Source organism: Hymenobacter sp. UYAg731 (assembly GCF_054061335.1).
Genome location: NZ_JBSSEC010000001.1, coordinates 357380 through 374446, shown reverse-complemented (window position 1 = coordinate 374446; position 17067 = coordinate 357380). Strand labels below are relative to the sequence as shown.

At 60.2% G+C, this 17067-nt stretch carries 15 protein-coding genes; 6 read left to right on the top strand and 9 right to left on the bottom strand.

Annotation, left to right across the window (positions count from 1 at the left end; genetic code table 11):
• Window positions 1–10: 10 nt before the first annotated feature.
• On the bottom strand, window positions 11–793 hold the full coding sequence (locus ACVWYF_RS01555) for an ABC transporter ATP-binding protein (protein ID WP_457063915.1): 783 nt from the start codon (window positions 791–793) through the stop codon (window positions 11–13).
• Window positions 794–802: 9 nt separating this feature from the next.
• The gene (locus tag ACVWYF_RS01550; protein WP_457063914.1) at window positions 803–1561 is read right to left on the bottom strand and encodes an MlaE family ABC transporter permease; all 759 of its coding nucleotides are present in this window, start codon (window positions 1559–1561) and stop codon (window positions 803–805) included.
• 299 nt (window positions 1562–1860) lie between these two features.
• On the opposite strand from ACVWYF_RS01550, the gene ACVWYF_RS01545 reads away from it, so the two are divergent.
• Window positions 1861–2277, top strand: a complete 417-nt coding sequence (locus tag ACVWYF_RS01545) for a hypothetical protein (RefSeq protein ID WP_457063912.1) — start codon at window positions 1861–1863, stop codon at window positions 2275–2277.
• Here ACVWYF_RS01545 and ACVWYF_RS01540 read toward each other — a convergent pair.
• Window positions 2240–2938, bottom strand: a complete 699-nt coding sequence (locus ACVWYF_RS01540) for a Crp/Fnr family transcriptional regulator (RefSeq protein WP_457063911.1) — start codon at window positions 2936–2938, stop codon at window positions 2240–2242. The genes ACVWYF_RS01545 and ACVWYF_RS01540 overlap by 38 nt on opposite strands.
• A 201-nt stretch (window positions 2939–3139) precedes the next feature.
• Window positions 3140–4696, bottom strand: a complete 1557-nt coding sequence (locus ACVWYF_RS01535; protein WP_457063909.1) for a L,D-transpeptidase scaffold domain-containing protein — start codon at window positions 4694–4696, stop codon at window positions 3140–3142.
• 333 nt (window positions 4697–5029) lie between these two features.
• Here ACVWYF_RS01535 and lepA point away from each other — a divergent pair, with 333 nt between their 5' ends.
• The gene (gene lepA / locus ACVWYF_RS01530; RefSeq protein ID WP_457063907.1) at window positions 5030–6817 is read left to right on the top strand and encodes a translation elongation factor 4; all 1788 of its coding nucleotides are present in this window, start codon (window positions 5030–5032) and stop codon (window positions 6815–6817) included.
• Window positions 6818–6896: 79 nt separating this feature from the next.
• Here the strand turns inward: lepA and ACVWYF_RS01525 are convergent, their stop codons facing one another.
• Window positions 6897–7325 carry a DUF5684 domain-containing protein gene (locus ACVWYF_RS01525; protein ID WP_457063905.1) on the bottom strand — a complete coding sequence of 143 codons (429 nt, stop codon included), beginning with the start codon at window positions 7323–7325 and terminating at the stop codon, window positions 6897–6899.
• A gap of 100 nt (window positions 7326–7425) precedes the next feature.
• On the opposite strand from ACVWYF_RS01525, the gene ACVWYF_RS01520 reads away from it, so the two are divergent.
• The 4 genes from ACVWYF_RS01520 to ACVWYF_RS01505 all read left to right on the top strand — a co-directional run bounded on the left by ACVWYF_RS01520 (window position 7426) and on the right by ACVWYF_RS01505 (window position 12093).
• The gene (locus tag ACVWYF_RS01520; RefSeq protein ID WP_457063903.1) at window positions 7426–8346 is read left to right on the top strand and encodes a bifunctional 5,10-methylenetetrahydrofolate dehydrogenase/5,10-methenyltetrahydrofolate cyclohydrolase; all 921 of its coding nucleotides are present in this window, start codon (window positions 7426–7428) and stop codon (window positions 8344–8346) included.
• Between the two features lie 203 nt (window positions 8347–8549).
• Complete coding sequence (locus ACVWYF_RS01515; RefSeq protein WP_457065079.1) at window positions 8550–9131, top strand: 7-carboxy-7-deazaguanine synthase QueE; 582 nt, start codon at window positions 8550–8552, stop codon at window positions 9129–9131.
• 8 nt (window positions 9132–9139) lie between these two features.
• Window positions 9140–11116 (top strand): OmpA family protein, encoded by a 1977-nt coding sequence (locus ACVWYF_RS01510; protein WP_457063901.1) that lies wholly within the window; start codon window positions 9140–9142, stop codon window positions 11114–11116.
• 602 nt (window positions 11117–11718) lie between these two features.
• Window positions 11719–12093, top strand: coding sequence for a hypothetical protein (locus tag ACVWYF_RS01505; RefSeq protein ID WP_457063899.1), 375 nt, complete (start codon window positions 11719–11721; stop codon window positions 12091–12093).
• Window positions 12094–12244: 151 nt separating this feature from the next.
• Here the strand turns inward: ACVWYF_RS01505 and ACVWYF_RS01500 are convergent, their stop codons facing one another.
• The 4 genes from ACVWYF_RS01500 to ACVWYF_RS01485 all read right to left on the bottom strand — a co-directional run bounded on the left by ACVWYF_RS01500 (window position 12245) and on the right by ACVWYF_RS01485 (window position 16962).
• Window positions 12245–13534 carry a citrate synthase gene (locus ACVWYF_RS01500; protein WP_457063898.1) on the bottom strand — a complete coding sequence of 430 codons (1290 nt, stop codon included), beginning with the start codon at window positions 13532–13534 and terminating at the stop codon, window positions 12245–12247.
• Between the two features lie 205 nt (window positions 13535–13739).
• The gene (gene mnmE / locus ACVWYF_RS01495; RefSeq protein ID WP_457063896.1) at window positions 13740–15161 is read right to left on the bottom strand and encodes a tRNA uridine-5-carboxymethylaminomethyl(34) synthesis GTPase MnmE; all 1422 of its coding nucleotides are present in this window, start codon (window positions 15159–15161) and stop codon (window positions 13740–13742) included.
• Window positions 15158–15856, bottom strand: coding sequence for a metal-dependent transcriptional regulator (locus ACVWYF_RS01490; RefSeq protein WP_457063894.1), 699 nt, complete (start codon window positions 15854–15856; stop codon window positions 15158–15160). Before ACVWYF_RS01490 ends, mnmE begins: the two co-directional genes overlap by 4 nt.
• A gap of 95 nt (window positions 15857–15951) precedes the next feature.
• Window positions 15952–16962, bottom strand: a complete 1011-nt coding sequence (locus ACVWYF_RS01485; protein ID WP_457063892.1) for a 3-oxoacyl-ACP synthase III family protein — start codon at window positions 16960–16962, stop codon at window positions 15952–15954.
• Window positions 16963–17067: the final 105 nt, after the last annotated feature.

Genomic DNA, 17067 nt, shown 5'->3' with positions numbered 1-17067 from the left:
TAAAGAATGATTATTCCGAGAAAAACTCGTGGATGGCCGGGTCGACACTGGCCTTTAGTTCGGCGTAGGTGCCCAAGGCGTAGCAGCGGCCGTCCACCAGCAGGGCCACGCGGTTGGCGGTGAGGCGCACGCAATTCATATCGTGCGAGATGATGAGCGCTGAAGTGCCGTATTTCTGCTGCACTTCCCGGATGAGTTGGTCAATTTCGCGGGCCGTCACGGGGTCGAGGCCAGTGGTGGGCTCGTCGTAGAGAATTATTTCGGGGTGCAGAATGAGGGTGCGGGCCAGCGCGATGCGCTTGCGCATGCCCCCCGACAGCTCGGCCGGCATCATCTCAATGGTGTGGCCCAGGCCCACGTCGTCGAGGGCCTGGCGCACCAGCTCGTCCTCCTCGCCGGGACGGTGCGCCAGCCAGTGCCGCCGCAGCGGGAACAGCAGGTTTTCGCGCACCGTCATCGAGTCATACAGCGCATTGCTCTGGAACAGGAAGCCCACCCGCGCCCGCAACTGGTCGAGGGCGGCGTGGTCCAGCATGGCCACGTCCTGACCCAGCACCCGAATGGTGCCCGCATCCACCGGCAGCAGCCCGATGATGCACTTGATAAGCACCGACTTGCCCGCGCCCGACTTGCCCAGCACCACCACGTTTTCGCCCCGGCGCACGTCCAGCGAAAAGTCGTGCAGCACCTGGTTGGTGCCAAACGCCTTGCTGACGTTGGCCACCGTAAGCACAGCTTCGGTAGCGGCGGGGGGCGGCGCGGGGGCGGCCACGGGAGCAGGGGCGGGCAGCATCGGAGGCGGTTAGTTGAGGCCCAGCAGGCCGGTAATCTGCACGGCCAGCAAATCGAGAATGAAGATGACCAGCGACGAAGCCACTACCGCCGAGTTGGCGGCCTGGCCCACGCCCTCGGTCCCTTTATCGGCATAATAGCCTTTGTAGCAGCCAATGATGCCAATGGCAAAGCCAAAAAAGAAAGTTTTAATAACTGCTGGCACCACGTCGCCAAAGGTCAGGGCCGCCACAATGTTGTTGGTGAACAGGGCCAAGCTGGTGAAACCCTTCAGGTTGACGCCGAGGTACGACGCAAATAGCCCAATGGCGTCGGCCAGCACGGTAAGCACCGGCAGCATGAGCGTGGCGGCCAGCACCCGCGTGGCTACCAGGTACTTAAACGGGTTGGTGCCCGAAACCTCCATGGCGTCAATCTGCTCGGTCACGCGCATCGACCCCAGTTCGGCCCCGATGCTCGACCCGATTTTGCCCGCGAAAATCAGCGCCGTGATAATCGGCCCCATCTCGCGGATGATGGTGAGGCCCACCATGGTCGGAATCCACGACTCGGCCCCGAACTGGGCCATGGTGGGCCGGCTTTGCAGCGTGAGCACCATGCCCATGATGAACCCCGTGATGCCTACCAGCGGCAACGACTGGTAGCCCACCACGAAGCACTGGTGCAGCAGCTCCTGCACCTCGTAGCGCGGCCGGAAACCCTCCTGAAAAAACCGCCCGGCAAACCGGGTAATGGCCCCGGTTTCGGCAATGGTGGTACTGGTGGCCATGGTGGTGGTGATGGGTGGGTGGGGCCCGCCTGTAGCGGTGGAAGCTTCCTGCAAGGTGGCCCGCCGAAAGGGCGTCGGGTCATGCGCAAAGTTATGGTTTCGAATGATTTATGTCATGCTCTGCCGTAGGCCCAATCCGGTAGGTTGCAGGAGTGTAATAGCGGCCCGTCCCGAAATCCATTTGTTGACCTGGCTTTCTTGCGGCGAATGACTTATATCAATATATTTGATGATTAACGCACTTGTGATATGGAGCTCTAACGACCAAATTTGTACACTCACAAATTGATTAAATTGCCATGACAGCGCATTTCCCTTCCGATTTAGCTACTCCTTCGCAACGACATCGCTTCGTAGAGCTGTTTGCCGCCCGTATTGCCGAGGACGAACTGCTGGGACCGGTTTTTGGCGGCTTCGGGCACGTCTCACGGGGCGAGTACGCCTGGTGGGAGCAGGCCCTGACCGGCATGCGCTACTACGGCCGTCTCCTGGCCGATACCGCCGCCCACCTGCCGTGCGGCACCTATTTCGAGCGCTGGTGCGCCGTGCTGGAAAACACTTTCCGGCAGTATTTCCACGGCCCCGACGCGGCCGAGGCCCAGGGGCACGTCCTAAACGTGGCCACCATGCTGGGGCACTGGCACCTGGCTCAGCAGCGGCACCCGGCTCTGGCGCAGCCTAGTCATACAGCGTCGAAATCTCGATTAGCCGCTTGATATCCAGGATGGTAATGCTGCTGCCCTTGGTAGTGAGCACGCCTTCTGCCTTCAGTTCGGCCATGAAGCGGCTCACGGTTTCGCGCACGGTGCCCACCAGCGCCGCCAGGTCATCGCGCGAAATCGTGAAGCCGGGCGGGCCGTCGGCCGGCTGCTGGTAGGTGCGCAGCAGCAGGAGCAGGGCTTCGGCCAGGCGCTCGCGCACGGGCTTGTAGGCCAGGTGCAGCATCCGCTCCTCGGTTTCGGCCAGCTCATTGGCCATCAGCCTCATCAGCGAAGTGGCAAAGCCCGTGTTGTGCTCGATGAGCTGAAAAAACACCGATTTGGGAATAAAACACACTTCGGCCTCGTCGAGGGCCAGGGCATTGGCGGCGTGGCCTGTGCCCGCCAGCAGCCCCCGGTAGCCCAGAATATCGCCGGCCTTGGCCAAGCGAATGATTTGCTCTTTGCCATCGCCCCCCACTTTGGTCACCTTGACGTGGCCGGTGCTGATGCTGTACAGCCCGGCCGCGTGGTCGCCCTCCCGAAACAATACCTGGCCGCGCTGGTAGTGTTGGGCGGTTTTCGCCGCGTCAATTAATGCCATCTGCTGGCTGCTGGCCAGCAGGGTATCAGCCCAGCTGCGGCACTCCGGGGTGTTAGATGGGAACAATGAATTCACGAGTATGAGATAAAGATTTATAATGCAATATATATGATTGTAATTATAATAATAAATATTGGCATTTGACCACCGGGCGATAATTCGGTGGAACCTAGCTTTTCCTCCCATTATAGGCCAATGCAGTCCCCCGTTAGGGCTTCCTGAGCCCTTAAAAATTTTCGTCTGGAATTACCGGAACAGCTCACTGCTCGGCGGTTTTTATTCTGGTTGCCCGGCCAGAACGGCACCATCGTCCTTATTTGCTGCCGTGTTCCGGCGCTGGCTCCGGCCGGCCAGAGCACTACGCTGGGCGGTGGCCAGGCTATTCAGCAGCTGCTGGCGCAGGGTGGCGTCTTGGCCATACACGTCGGGGTAGAAGCGCAGCCGGCCCGCCACCACCGCGCAGGTGGCGTAGCGCACGTGCAGCGGCAAGGGGCGCTTGAGAAAGATGGTGCGCGGCTGCGGGTTGGCTTCGCACTGGGCCTCGGTGGGCAGCGCGGCGCTGGTACTGTCGGGGCCCAGCAGGTAGGCCGCCAGGTGCATGGGGCGCTCCAGGTTCACGCAGCCTTCCTCCAAGGCCCGGTAGGCGTGCGCAAACCGCTTCGGCTCGGGTGCATCGCTTAGGTACAGGCCGTACGGATTGGGAAAGCGGAAGATGATGTTGCCCAGCATATTGCCGCAGCCCGGGCTTTGGCGAATGGTGTAGGGAAAGTTCTGGGCCGTGATGGCCAGCCAGTTCACGCTGGCCGGGTTCACGGGCCGTCCCTGGGCATCGTACAGGCGGTAGTTGTTGTTGGCCAGGAAATCCTGCTCCGGCGCGTACCGGGCATTGGCTTTTAGATAGGGCAGGATGTGGCGGACCGCCACGCTGCGGGGCACGCTCCACTCGGGCGCAATCGTGAAGGACGTAACCTGGCTATTCAACGTAGGAGTGGGCCGGCCCGGCCGCCCAATAATAATCCGCTGGCTGAGCCGCAGCCGGCCCTTCTGCACCACCTCCAGCCGATATGCCGGCAGGTTCACCAGCAGGTATTCGCTTTCGGGAATGGCCGCCCAGCGCCACCGCTCCAGGGTCAGGGCCATTTGCTGGGCGCGCCGGCTGTGGGCGGCCTGCGCATTGCGCCCAGCGGGTTGCCGCCGCCAGCGTGCCAGCGCCTGCTGTAGCTCCCGGTACTCGCGCTGCGGCGGCTGGCAGCGCAGCATGGCCGCCGCAAAACCCGGCGCCGCCAGTGCCCGGGCCACCCAGGCCGCCGGCTCAAACGGCACCCCGGCTTTTTCCAGCGGCGAAGGCGTGAACGCGTGCAACTGCCCCCGCCGCAAATGCAGCGCAAACTGCACCACTCCATCGGTCAGCAGCACCTCGAAACGGGCCAGTCGGGCCACCCGGCCGGCCCCGGCCGGCTGGGCCAACGAATCGGCCAGTGCCCGGAGTTGCAGTACGTGGTAGCGCGCCGGCGTCAGGCCATAGTCGCCGGCCTGGGTCAGCAACGCCAGCGCCGCCCGGCCTTTTGGCCCGGCCCCGGTTCCTTCGCACCAGGCCGGCGCGTAGCTGCGCCGGGCATAAAATGCCTGCACCGCTGGCTCATCAGCCACCGCCAGCGGCCACACCCGCCCGGCCGCCGGCCCGGCCAGCACGGCCCTGATGCAGTTGGCCAGCGAGTCCGTAGGGTAGTTATTGGCCGGGGCGCTGGGCGTGGCCGGCCGGTCGGCGCTGCTCAGGCCGAACAGAATGGCCGTTAGCGAAGCCGCCAGCAGCATGGACTTTAACGAACGCATACACAGGGCTGTAGGATGAAGGTAAGCATCCTGTAAAAGTGGTGGTCCCGTCCTCGCAGTCCTGTGATAAAGGTCATGGCGACGGCTGAAATTTCTCATCTGACTGGATGAGCCGCGCCGCGCAAAATCCCCGTTTCAAAACAAACGGCACCCGGGCCACTCCCTGTAATTCGGCCCTAGCCATGCCAAATCGCGCAGACTAGTTATTCTGGTCGTAATTTGCAGGCTCAAGCTGGTGAAACGGGTACTAGGGTAGCGCGATGCCGGGCAACGGCCATTCCAACTCCCCCGAATTTCAACCGCCCCGCCAGCAGCCCAGCTTAAGAAATATCCGTGAAGAATATCCGCAACTTTTGCATCATTGCCCACATCGACCATGGTAAGAGCACCCTGGCCGACCGCCTGCTGGAGTTCACCAGCACCGTGGCCAAGCGCGACATGCAGGCCCAGCTGCTCGACAACATGGACCTGGAGCGCGAGCGCGGCATCACCATCAAGAGCCACGCCATCCAGATGCAGTACCCCTACAAAGGGGAAATCTACACGCTGAACCTGATTGATACGCCCGGCCACGTCGATTTCAGCTACGAGGTAAGCCGCAGCATTGCCGCCTGCGAAGGTGCCTTGCTGATTGTGGACGCTTCCCAAGGCATCGAAGCCCAGACGATTTCCAACCTCTACCTCGCCATCGGGGCCGATTTGGAAATCATCCCCGTGCTCAACAAAATCGACCTCCCGCACGCCATGCCCGAGGAAGTGACCGACGAAATTGTGGACTTGATTGGCTGCGAGCCCGGCGATATCCTGCACGCCTCCGGCAAAACCGGCATCGGCATCGAAGCCATCCTCAATGCCATCTGCGACCGCATTCCGGCCCCGAAAGGCGACCCGGAAGGCCCCTTGCAAGCCCTGATTTTTGACTCCGTCTTCAATTCCTACCGCGGCATCGAAGTCCTGTTCCGCATCAAAAACGGCACCATGCGCAAAGGCGACAAGGTGAAGTTTATGGCCACGGGCAAGGAATACGGGGCCGATGAAATCGGCATTCTGGGCCTGAACCAGGAGCCGCGCCAGGAAATGAGCGCCGGCAACGTGGGCTACCTCATCTCGGGCATCAAGGAAGCGCGCGAGGTGAAGGTGGGCGACACCATCACCCACGTCCACCGCCCCACGCCGGACGCCATCCAGGGCTTTGCCGATGTGAAGCCGATGGTGTTCGCCGGCATTTACCCCGTCGAAACCACCGAGTACGAAGAGCTGCGCTCCAGCATGGAAAAGCTGCAGCTCAACGATGCCTCGCTGGTCTGGGAGCCCGAAACGTCGGTGGCCCTGGGCTTCGGTTTCCGGTGCGGCTTCCTGGGCATGCTGCACATGGAAATCGTGCAGGAGCGCCTGGAGCGCGAGTTCAACATGACGGTCATTACCACCGTGCCCAGCGTGCAGTTCCATGCCATCGGCACCAAAGACCAGCTGCTGACCATCAACGCGCCGTCGGAAATGCCGGAGCCCAACCTGATTAAGCTGATTGAAGAGCCGTTCATTAAGGCGCAGATTATCACGGCGTCGGAGTACGTCGGTCCCATCATTACGCTGTGCATGGAAAAGCGTGGCATCATCAAGGGCCAGTCCTACCTCACCTCCGAGCGGGTGGAGATGACCTTCGAACTGCCCTTGTCCGAAATCGTATTCGACTTCTTCGACAAGCTGAAAACCATCAGCCGCGGCTATGCTTCGCTTGATTATGAGCTGATTGGCTTCCGCGAAGCCGACATGGTGAAACTCGACGTGATGCTGAACGGCGAGAAAGTGGATGCTCTCTCCGCCATTGTGCATCGTTCCAAAAGCTACGAGTGGGGCAAGCGCCTCTGCGAGAAGCTGCGCGAGCTGCTGCCCCGCCAGATGTTCGACATCGCCATTCAGGCCTCCATCGGCCAGAAAATCATTGCCCGCGAAACCGTCAAGGCCCTGCGCAAAAACGTAATTGCCAAGTGCTACGGCGGCGACATCAGCCGGAAGCGCAAACTGCTCGAAAAGCAGAAAGAAGGCAAGAAACGGATGCGCTCCGTGGGCTCCGTCGAAATCCCGCAGGAAGCCTTTCTGGCAGTTTTGAAAATCGATTAACAAAAAAAGGGCCGCTTTCCAGATGGAAAGCGGCCCTTTTTCTTACCGGTGAAACAGGCATTTGGCTGCCCAATCCCAGCTAATGGTTAGCTGTTTCGAATGGATTGGTGGTGGCCGCTCCCCCGGTGCTTTCGCTGGGACCGATGTAGCGCGCATCGCCCAAACCAAGGTACAAGGGCCAGAATAATACGCTCAGAATCAATTCCCCGGTTTCCCGTTTTCCGAATGACTTGCCCAAGCTGACGTACAGCGTGATGATGAAGTAAATGTTGACGATGGGGATGAACCATAATAAAAGCTTGATGGTCTCGCGGCCCACCATCTCGTGCAGTGCCACCAAATTGTAAATTGGAATCAGCATTGCCCAGCCCGGCTTGCCGGCTTTCTCAAACGTTTTCCAACCGCCATAAATGATGGCACCGATGAAGGCAAAATAAGCCAACCCGAAGATTAGGCCGAATAATCCGCCAAGGAAGCTGCCGAGCAGCATGAGTATTGGACTCTGCATAAGGGAAAGGGATTTAGTGAAGGTGGAGATTTTCCTTCGCCAATATAAGTGGTATTTTGTATTGCGTTTTTTGATTGTTCACAAATTACAGGTTTTAGCAATGAGCCCAGCTGTTTCATCCACCACCTCCAACCTCATCGACGGCAAGCAGACCGCCGAGGACATCAAAGCCGAAATCGCCATCGAAGTGGCCGCCCTGAAAGCCGCTGGCCAGAAGGTGCCGCACCTCGCCGCCATTCTTGTGGGCCATGACGGCGGCTCCGAAACTTACGTGCGCAACAAGGTGCTGGCCTGCGAGCGGGTCGGCTTCGCGTCCATGCTGCTGCGCTACGAGGACGACATCACCGAAGCCGATTTGCTGGCCAAAGTCGATGAGCTGAACCGCGACCCGGAGATTGACGGCTTCATCGTGCAGCTGCCGCTGCCGGCCCACATCAACCCCGAAAAGGTCATCGAAGCCATCCGCCCCGAGAAGGATGTCGACGGTTTTCACCCCATGAACATCGGCCGGATGGTGGCCGGTTTGCCGGCGCTACTGCCCGCCACACCCTCCGGAATTGTGGAGCTGCTGGCTCGGCAGGGCATCAAAACCAGCGGCAAGCACGCCGTGGTTATTGGCCGTTCCAACATCGTTGGTACCCCGGTTAGCATACTGCTGGCCAAGAATTTGGATACAGCCAACTGCACGGTTACTTTATGCCACTCGCGAACCGAAAATCTAGCCGAAATCTGCCGGACGGCCGATATCGTGGTGGCCGCCATCGGCCGGCCCGAGTTCGTAACTGCCGACATGGTACGCCCCGGCGCAGTAGTGATTGACGTGGGCACGACCCGCGTGCCCGATGCCTCCAAGAAGAGCGGCTACACCCTGAAAGGCGACGTAAATTTTGCCGAAGTAGCCCCGCTGGCCTCGGCCATCACGCCGGTGCCCGGCGGGGTTGGCCCCATGACTATCGCCATGCTTTTGCTGAACACCTTGCGGGCCGCGAAGGGCGAAATCTACCCTCATCCAGTCGGCTGATTTTTAGGAATATTTGGTTATCCTGGGCTCAGACCGTACTTTTAAAGTCCGGCCTTGGGAACGGCGTGCCCTACGGTTGGTGTTCAGGTTGCTTCGCTTCCTGAGGCTTTTTTGAGATGATACCCGTGACGTTACTTACCTCCGAATTAATTGCATCTTCCAATGATGTGACGGCTGCACCCGCCGGTACCATTTTGCCCGTAATGGAGCAGTTCTATACCATTCAGGGCGAAGGATATAACACCGGCCGGGCCGCCTACTTCATCCGACTGGGTGGCTGCGATGTGGGCTGCGTGTGGTGCGACGTGAAGGAATCGTGGGATGCCGACGCGCACCCGCGTCAGTCCGTAGCGCAGCTGGTGGAAGCCGTGCTGGCCTATCCCGGCCGCGACGTGGTCATCACCGGCGGCGAGCCGCTGATGCACAACCTGGGACCGCTCACGGCCGCTTTGCAGGCCGCTGGTTGCCGCACTTGGCTCGAAACGTCGGGCGCGCACCCGCTTTCCGGCACTTGGGACTGGGTGTGCCTCTCACCTAAAAAATTCAAGGCCCCACTGCCCGAAGTGCTGGCGGCGGCCCACGAATTGAAGGTGGTTGTATTTAATGGGCACGATTTTGCGTGGGCTGAGGAGCACGCGGCATTGGTTCCGGTCACTACGCGCTTATACTTGCAGCCTGAGTGGAGCCGCGCCGCGCGCATGACCCCCGAGCTGGTTGAATACGTGAAGCAGCATCCGCGCTGGCAGGTGTCGCTCCAAACCCACAAATACCTCGACATTCCCTAGCTTACCGTATGCGTCGCAGTTCAGTGTTGGGGGCCGTGCGCCTCGGAATGATGTGTCTGCTGGGGCTGGCCTCTGCCGAAACGGCTTGGGCCCAGCTGCCGCCCAAAGTGCAGACACCCACCAACACCAAAGCCCGCAGCCTGCTCGAAAAAGCGCAGCAGCAAACCAAGGAGCGGGATTTTATCAAGGCCGTTGAGACCCTGAACCAACTCAACCAGAAGTTCCCCTCCTTTGGCGAAGCCTTCCTGTTGAAGGGTTCGCTGATGAAAGCCATGGGCGATAACCGGGGGGCCCTCGCCGCCTACCGCGACGGCCTGGCCAAGGTGCCCGCCGAGCCCATCCACGCTTCGGAATACCAGCTCCTGGGCGACCTCGCCCTGAGCTACGGCGATTATCAGACTGCCCTCGATGCCTACCGGCAGCTGATGAAAGTGGCCCCCAAAGCCCAGAAAAACCTGGCTAAATCGCAGCGCCAGCTGCTCACCTGCGAGTTTGCCCTCGATGCCATGAAGCACCCGGCGGGCGAAGCGCCCATGCCGCTGCCGGCCCCGCTGAATGGCTTCAAGTTTCAGTATTTTCCGGCTCTCACGGCCGATAATCGGTTTCTGCTTTTCACGGGCCGGCCGGCGGCCAGCAGCGGCGAGGACCTGTACGTGAGCCGCCAGAACAAGGACGGCTCGATGGGCGAGCCGGTGCCGATATCGCCAGCCATCAATTCCAGCTACAACGAAGGTGCGGGCTCGATTTCGGGTGATGGCAAAACGCTGGTTTTTGCCTCCTGCGACCGGCCCAAGGCCATTGGCAACTGCGACCTGTACATCTCGCGCCGCACCGGCAACAACTGGAGCCCGCCCATCAATCTGGGCCTCAACGTCAATTCCACGGAGTGGGACTCGCAGCCCTCGCTCTCGGCCGACGGCCGCACGCTGTACTTCACCTCGACCCGGCGCGGCGGCCAGGGCCAGGAAGATATCTACGTAACCACTTTGCAGCCCGATGGCAATTGGAGCCCCGCCCAAAACGTGGGCACGCCCGTGAACACGGCCGGCAAGGACATGGCCCCGTTCATCCACGCCAGCGGCACCACGCTATACTACGTTACCGATGGATTGGTCGGCATGGGTGGGCTCGACGTGTTTCGGTGCGAAAAACAGGGTGCCGGTACCTGGAGCGAGCCCCGCAACCTGGGCTACCCGCTCAATACCTTCGAAAACGAAGCGTCGCTGTTCATCACTTCCGATAACCAGAAGGGTTTCTGCTCGCGTAGCCGCGCTTCCGAGGAGCCGCCCGGGGGCTACCGGCTGTCGCGGGAGCGGCCGGTTGAGCTGTTCGGGTTTGCGGTGCCGCCGGCCGTGAAGGCCCGCGAAACCAGCACCTATACGCAGGGCCGCGTATTCGATGCCAACACCAAAAAGCCCCTCAAGGCCGAGGTGAAGCTTTACGACCTCGACACCGACGTCCTCACCCAATTTGTCACCTCCGACCCCGAATACGGCGACTACACGGTGGTGCTCAACGAGGGTCATCACTACGCCATGTACGCGGCCGCCGATAAATACCTGCTCAAAAGCCTCAGCTTCGACTATTCCAGCCAGCGTCCGTTTAATCCTACGGCTTTGGATATTTACCTGGAGCCCGTGCGCTCCGGCCGTAGCGTGGTGCTGAACAACCTGTTTTTCGACACCAATAAGTACGACCTCAAGCCGCAGTCCCGCACCGAGCTCAACCGCCTGATTGAGTTCCTGCGGCAGTACCGCGACGTGCAGATTGAAGTGTCCGGCTACACCGACAACGTGGGGGCACCCGATGCCAATTTGCAACTCTCCCAGCGTCGCGCCCAATCAGTAGTTGAATACCTGTCCGGTCACGGCATTTCCGTCACCCGACTACGCTCCAAAGGCTACGGCGAAGGCCACCCCCTGGCCGCCAATGATACCGAAGGCCACCGCCAGCTCAACCGCCGCATCGAGTTGCATATCCTATAGAGGCAGGCTTCTTTGATATCGGCACCGTTACGGTTCATTGCGGGCTGCTGGCTTTTTTAGCTGGCAGCCCGTTCGCATTTGTGCTGCCACCTTGTGTGTTCCGTGCGGACAGCCGGCAAGAAGCCAGCCGCCCATCAGTAGCCCTGGGTCAGTAGCATGCCTCAGTGGCTATGAGAGCCAGCCAACATGCACAAAACGATAAGGTTGGTACTCCTTGCAGCGGCATATCCGCCACAAAGCAGCAATTACAATTCCATTTTTCGGCTCATTGAGTACCTGAACCAGCAATTGAAAGAATGGCCTTTCAACGCCTTTTAACTTAAAGCAAGGCTTTAGGTAAGGCGAAATATAATTGCACTCGGCAGGAAAAATATATGGTTCGCCTGCTGAAGGATTTTTTTTTGGCCTCAGCGGCTTATTTTTTTGTTTGATTCAACAAATTAAAAATCAGTAACTTATTCATTATTGCAAAAACCTTAAAATTAAAAAAGTGCCAGAAAAGATATTTTTAATTCAAATTAATTATTTGGCTATGTTTGATGAGCCCAATTGCACTCCAGCAGGGCACTTGACTTATCTCATCACCATAACCCCCACATTCCATGAAAAATTTGTTCCTGGCTACTTGCTTCGCTGCGGGTGTTACGATTGCCCCGGTGGCCGTGGCCGGCCCCGGCGACGGTGCTTACTCGCACGCCATGATGGCGCGGGCTACTACGCTCACCCGGGCGCTGGCGCAGCACGTACACTTCAACGAGGCCCAGTACCTCGCCGTGAAGCAGCTGCACCTGAATATGCTCACCGAGCGGCGCGACCTGGAAATAATGCTCAACGGTTCGAGCGCTGAAGAGCGTGATACCCAGCTGGCTCAGGCCCAGCAGCGCTACGAAACCGAGCTGGCCGGCATCCTGCAACCCCAGCAGTTATTGGCTTACCAGAACCTCCGCACCAACTTTACCGCGCACCGCCTGAAATAGGGGAGGGTAACCTCCTCAGCCGGACACGAAAAAGCCCGCTCCATAGAGCGGGCTTTTTGTTTTTTAGAGCCGTTTTAGTTGTTTGTTATCAGTTGTTAGTGTTGAATAGCTAGACCCTGACAACTGACAACGACCAACTGATGACTAAAACTTAGCGGGCATCGATGGCCGTGTAGTCGCGCTCCAGCTCGCCGGTGTAAATCTGACGCGGGCGGCCGATGGGCTCTTTGTTCTCGCGCATCTCTTTCCACTGTGCAATCCAGCCGGGCAGGCGGCCTAGGGCAAACATTACCGTGAACATCTCGGTGGGGATGCCCAGGGCTTTGTAGATGATGCCCGAATAGAAGTCCACGTTCGGGTACAGCTTGCGGTCGATGAAGTACTGGTCTGTTAGGGCGGCCTGCTCTAGCTCCGTTGCGATTTTCAGCAGCGGGCTGTCCTGCATACCAAGTGCTTGCAGTACCTCGTCGGCCGCTACTTTGATGATTTTGGCGCGGGGGTCGAAGTTCTTGTACACGCGGTGGCCGAAGCCCATGAGGCGGAAGCCGCTGTCTTTATCTTTTGCCTTCGCAATAAACTTGCTGGTATCGCCGCCGTCGGCCTCAATGGCTTCCAGCATTTCGATAACTTCCTGGTTGGCACCGCCGTGCAGGGGGCCCCACAGGGCATTGATGCCGGCCGAAACCGAGCCGTAGAGGCTGGCGTTGGCCGAGCCCACGAGGCGCACGGTGCTGGTGGAGCAGTTCTGCTCGTGGTCGGCGTGCAGGATGAGGAGCTTGTTGAGGGCGCTCACCACTACGGGGTTGATTTCATACTTCTCGGTGGGGAAGCTGAACATCATGTAGAGGAAGTTGGCGCAATAGTCCATGTCGTTGCGCGGGTAGTTCAACGGATGGCCCATGTTGTTCTTGTAGGTCCAGGCCGCAATGGTCGGCATCTTCGCCAGCAGGCGAATGATGTTCAGCTCCATTTCCTCGGGGCTGAGGTCGGGCGACACGCTCTGCGGATAGAAGCCGGTGAGGGCGCAGATGAGCGACGACAGGATGGCCATGGGGTGCGTAGCCGACGGGAAACCGTCGAAAATCTTCCGCATGTCCTCGTGTACCAGCGTGTGCTTGGTAATTTGGCCGCTGAAGTGCTCAAGCTCAGCCTGGGTCGGCAGGGTGCCGTAAATTAGCAGGTAGGCTACTTCGAGGAAGCTTGATTTTTCGGCCAGCTGCTCAATGGGATAGCCACGGTAGCGGAGGATGCCTTCCTCACCGTCGAGGAACGTGATGGCGCTTTTGGTGGCGCCGGTGTTTTTATAACCCGAATCGAGGGTGACGTAGCCGGTCTGGTCGCGCAGCTTACCAATGTCAAATGCCTTTTCGTGTTCGGTGCCTTCGATTACGGGCAAGGTGATGGACTTGCCGTCGAGGATGAGTTCAGCAGTTTCTGCCATGGGCGGGAGGGGTGTGAGGGAAATAGAGTGCGAAACTAAGCCATACTGGTTAAGCCGGGAAATTTTCCCGTCTCTACGCACACATTCATTACAACTAAAAGGGCCGTGAGGTTTCGCGAAAATGCCCTAAAAAGTGTGCAGAAACCATCTGGCAACGTTTACGTCGATTTTGGGCGGGGCGTTGGAGGAAAGGCGGCGAAGCCAATTATTTGCCGATGCAGAACTGGGTGAAAATGCTGGTGAGCAAGTCTTCGGAGGAAATCTCGCCGGTGATTTCGCCCAGCGCCGCCAGTGCGTGGCGCAGGTCGGCGGCCAGCAGCTCGGTACCAAAGCCGGTATCGAGGCCGGTTTGGACGGCGGCGAGGTGGGCGGCGGCGGTTTCGAGGGCGCGGGCGTGGCGCACGTTCGTCACGATGGTGGCGGAGGCGTTGTTTTCCAGCGCCGAGCCGCGCACCTGTTGCAGTAGCGCGGTTTGCAGGACTTCCAGGCCGTGGTTCTGGCCGGCGGCCAGCAGCACCAGCGGAATTTCGGTGGCGCTGGCGGAGTGGCCGGCCCGGAACTCCGTTTCAAAAGCGGCAAGCGCTTCGGGTGAAGCCAGGTCGGTTTTATTGCCCACGGCCAGCACGGGCAAATTCATCCCGGTGGTGAGCGCCTGAATTTCAGCGCGCACTTCTGTGGGTGTCAATTCGGCTAAATCAAACAAATAGAGCAGTAATGACGCCTTGCGTACGCGCTCCCGGGTGCGGGCCACGCCAATGGCTTCCACTTCATCGGCGGTGTCGTCGCGCAGGCCGGCGGTGTCCACGAAGCGGAAACGCAGGCCGTCGATGCTTACCTCGTCCTCAATAAAGTCGCGGGTAGTGCCGGGAATGGCCGATACAATGGCGCGCTCCTCGCGCAGCAGCGCGTTGAGCAGGGTGGATTTGCCAGCGTTGGGCCGGCCGGCGATGACGGTGGTAATGCCGTTTTTGATGACGTTGCCCAGCTCGAAGGAGCGGAGCAGGCCCAGTACCACGCCGCGTACCTCGGCCAGCAGCGCGGCCAGACCGGTGCGGTCGGCAAACTCCACGTCCTCTTCACCGAAATCCAGCTCCAGTTCCAGCAGCGCGGCAAACTTGATGAGGCGGGCGCGCAACTCACGCAGCTCCTGCGAGAAGCCGCCGCGCAACTGGTTCAGCGCTACTTTATGGCTCAAAGCGGAGTCGGCGGCGATGAGGTCGGCTACGGCTTCGGCCTGGGCCAGGTCCAGGGCCCCGCTCAGGAAGGCGCGCTTGGTAAACTCGCCGGCTTCGGCCAGGCGCGCGCCGTGGCGCAGGAGCAGGGCCAGCACCTTGCGCACCACGTAGTCGGAGCCGTGGCAGCTGATTTCGACCACGTCTTCGCGGGTGAAAGACTTCGGGGCGCGGAAGAGGCCGACCACTACTTCGTCGAGGATTTCGCCGCCGTTCGGGTCGCGCAGGGTGCCATAGTGCAGGGTGTTGCCAGCGGCTTCGGCGAAGCTTTTCTTGGAGAACACAGTGGCCGTGATGGCCACGGCGGCCGGGCCGGAAAGCCGGATAACGGCCAGCGCGCCCGCGCCCGGCGGCGTTGACAGCGCGACGATGGTATCGGAGAAAAGAGTCGTCATGCCGTTACAAACAGGTTGCGGCTTACTTCGGCCGAAATGAGGGCAGTTCGGCCGTAGTTTATTCTGAGCTCGAAGGAATTATCAAACGCCACCTTATCCAGGACTTCAACCAGTGCCCCGAGCTGTAGGCCCACTTTGTCGAGGTATTGGAGGAAGGGCGCGGAGGTGTTTTTGACGGCCGCTAGGGTCCCCGTTTCACCCGTGCAGAGGTCGGCCAGCAGGCGGTGGGCGGGGCGGCGGATGGCCCCGTCTTCGGCCGGAATGGGGTCGCCGTGCGGGTCGAGGGCGGGGTGGCCCAGGAAGGCATCGAGCCGGCGCATGAGCAGCGGCGACTGCACGTGCTCCAGCTCCTCGGCCACCTCATGCACCTCATCCCAGCTGAACCCGAGCTGCTGCACCAGGAAAACCTCCCACAGCCGGTGCTTGCGGATGGTGAGCAGCGCCAGCCGCTGGCCTTCGGCCGTGAGCTGCACGCCCCGGTATTTCTCGTAGTTGAGCAGGCCTTTTTCAGCCAGGCGGCGCAGCATATCGGTGACCGAAGCGGCGCGGGTGTCCAGCGCGGCGGCGATGCGGTTGGTGCTTACGCCGGCGGTGTCGGGCTCGGCCTCGGCCAGTTTGTATATGGCTTTGAGGTAGTTCTCCTCGGTGTGGCTGGGCAGTTTGGCGGGTGGGAGGGTGGACGGGGAATCGCTCATTCGGGGCAGGGGCGGAAGAGGAGGGCCAGTGCAAAGCTGCATGTAAAAATGCACGCTTCACACCGGCCCGAGCTGCTCAACCTAAAATTAGCTACTTAAAATTTCAAGAGCGCGGAAGCCCAGGTGAAGCCCGAGCCGAAGGCGGCCAGGCACACGAGGTCGCCGCGCTTGATTTTGCCTTCCTGCACAGCTTCGCTGAAGGCCAAAGGCACTGAGGCGGCGGTGGTGTTGCCGTAGCGCTGGATGTTGCTGAACACCTTATCGTCGCTCAGGCCCATTTTCTGCTGCACGTACTGCGTGATGCGCAGGTTGGCCTGGTGCGGGATAAGCATGTCGATATCGGAGGCCTGCAAGCCGTTCTGGTCCAGCGCCTCCTTAATGACCTGCGGGAAGCGCACCACAGCGTGCTTGAACACGTTCTGGCCGTTCATGTAGGGGTAAAGCTCGGCCTGGTTGGCGATGATGTACTCCACGCGGTTTTCGCGGTTCGAGCTGGGCTCGCGTACGATGAGCTCCTCGGCGTGCTCGCCCTGGGCGTGCAGATGGGTGCTGAGCAGGGCCTGGTTTTCGGAAGTGCTGGGGCGCAGTACCATCGCGCCGGCCCCATCACCGAAAATAACGGAAACGCCCCGGCCTTCGGGCGTTTTATCAAGGCCGGAGGAATGGATTTCGGAGCCTACCACCAGCACCGTGTCGTACATGCCGGTGCGGATGAACTGGTCGGCCACGGAGAGGGCGTAGATGAAGCCCGAACACTGGTTGCGCACGTCGAGGGCGGGGCAGTTGTTGGTCATGCCCAGCTCGCGCTGCATGAGCACGCCGGAGCCGGGGAAAAAGTAGTCGGGCGAGAGCGTGGCAAACACAATCAGCTGCACGTCGTTGGCGGCCACGCCGGCCATTTCCAGGGCTTTGCGGGCGGCGTTGGCCCCCATGTTGGCAGTGGTGTCCTTGCCTTCCTCAAACCAGCGGCGCTCCTGAATGCCGGTGCGCTCCTGAATCCAGGCGTCGGAGGTGTTCATCATCGGCTCCAGCTCGGCGTTTTTAACCACGCGGCTCGGCACGTAGTGGCCGACCCCGGCGATGAATGAGTGACGTAAAGTTGCCATGGATGGTGGGAGGAAAAAGTTGGGCTAGAGGAGAAAGAACCGCCGCAAAGGCGGAAATAAATTCGGTGATGCAACTACGTGCTACGGGCAAATTGGGGCGCAAAG

Bases quoted from the DNA above. Each gene is read 5' to 3' on its own strand.
- ACVWYF_RS01555 (WP_457063915.1), bottom strand. From the start codon at position 793: ATGCTGCCCGCCCCTGCTCCCGTGGCCGCCCCCGCGCCGCCCCCCGCC.
- ACVWYF_RS01550 (WP_457063914.1), bottom strand. From the start codon at position 1,561: ATGGCCACCAGTACCACCATTGCCGAAACCGGGGCCATTACCCGGTTT.
- ACVWYF_RS01545 (WP_457063912.1), top strand. From the start codon at position 1,861: ATGACAGCGCATTTCCCTTCCGATTTAGCTACTCCTTCGCAACGACAT.
- ACVWYF_RS01535 (WP_457063909.1), bottom strand. From the start codon at position 4,696: ATGCGTTCGTTAAAGTCCATGCTGCTGGCGGCTTCGCTAACGGCCATT.
- ACVWYF_RS01525 (WP_457063905.1), bottom strand. From the start codon at position 7,325: ATGCAGAGTCCAATACTCATGCTGCTCGGCAGCTTCCTTGGCGGATTA.
- ACVWYF_RS01520 (WP_457063903.1), top strand. From the start codon at position 7,426: ATGAGCCCAGCTGTTTCATCCACCACCTCCAACCTCATCGACGGCAAG.
- ACVWYF_RS01515 (WP_457065079.1), top strand. From the start codon at position 8,550: ATGGAGCAGTTCTATACCATTCAGGGCGAAGGATATAACACCGGCCGG.
- ACVWYF_RS01510 (WP_457063901.1), top strand. From the start codon at position 9,140: ATGCGTCGCAGTTCAGTGTTGGGGGCCGTGCGCCTCGGAATGATGTGT.
- ACVWYF_RS01505 (WP_457063899.1), top strand. From the start codon at position 11,719: ATGAAAAATTTGTTCCTGGCTACTTGCTTCGCTGCGGGTGTTACGATT.
- ACVWYF_RS01500 (WP_457063898.1), bottom strand. From the start codon at position 13,534: ATGGCAGAAACTGCTGAACTCATCCTCGACGGCAAGTCCATCACCTTG.
- mnmE (WP_457063896.1), bottom strand. From the start codon at position 15,161: ATGACGACTCTTTTCTCCGATACCATCGTCGCGCTGTCAACGCCGCCG.
- ACVWYF_RS01490 (WP_457063894.1), bottom strand. From the start codon at position 15,856: ATGAGCGATTCCCCGTCCACCCTCCCACCCGCCAAACTGCCCAGCCAC.
- ACVWYF_RS01485 (WP_457063892.1), bottom strand. From the start codon at position 16,962: ATGGCAACTTTACGTCACTCATTCATCGCCGGGGTCGGCCACTACGTG.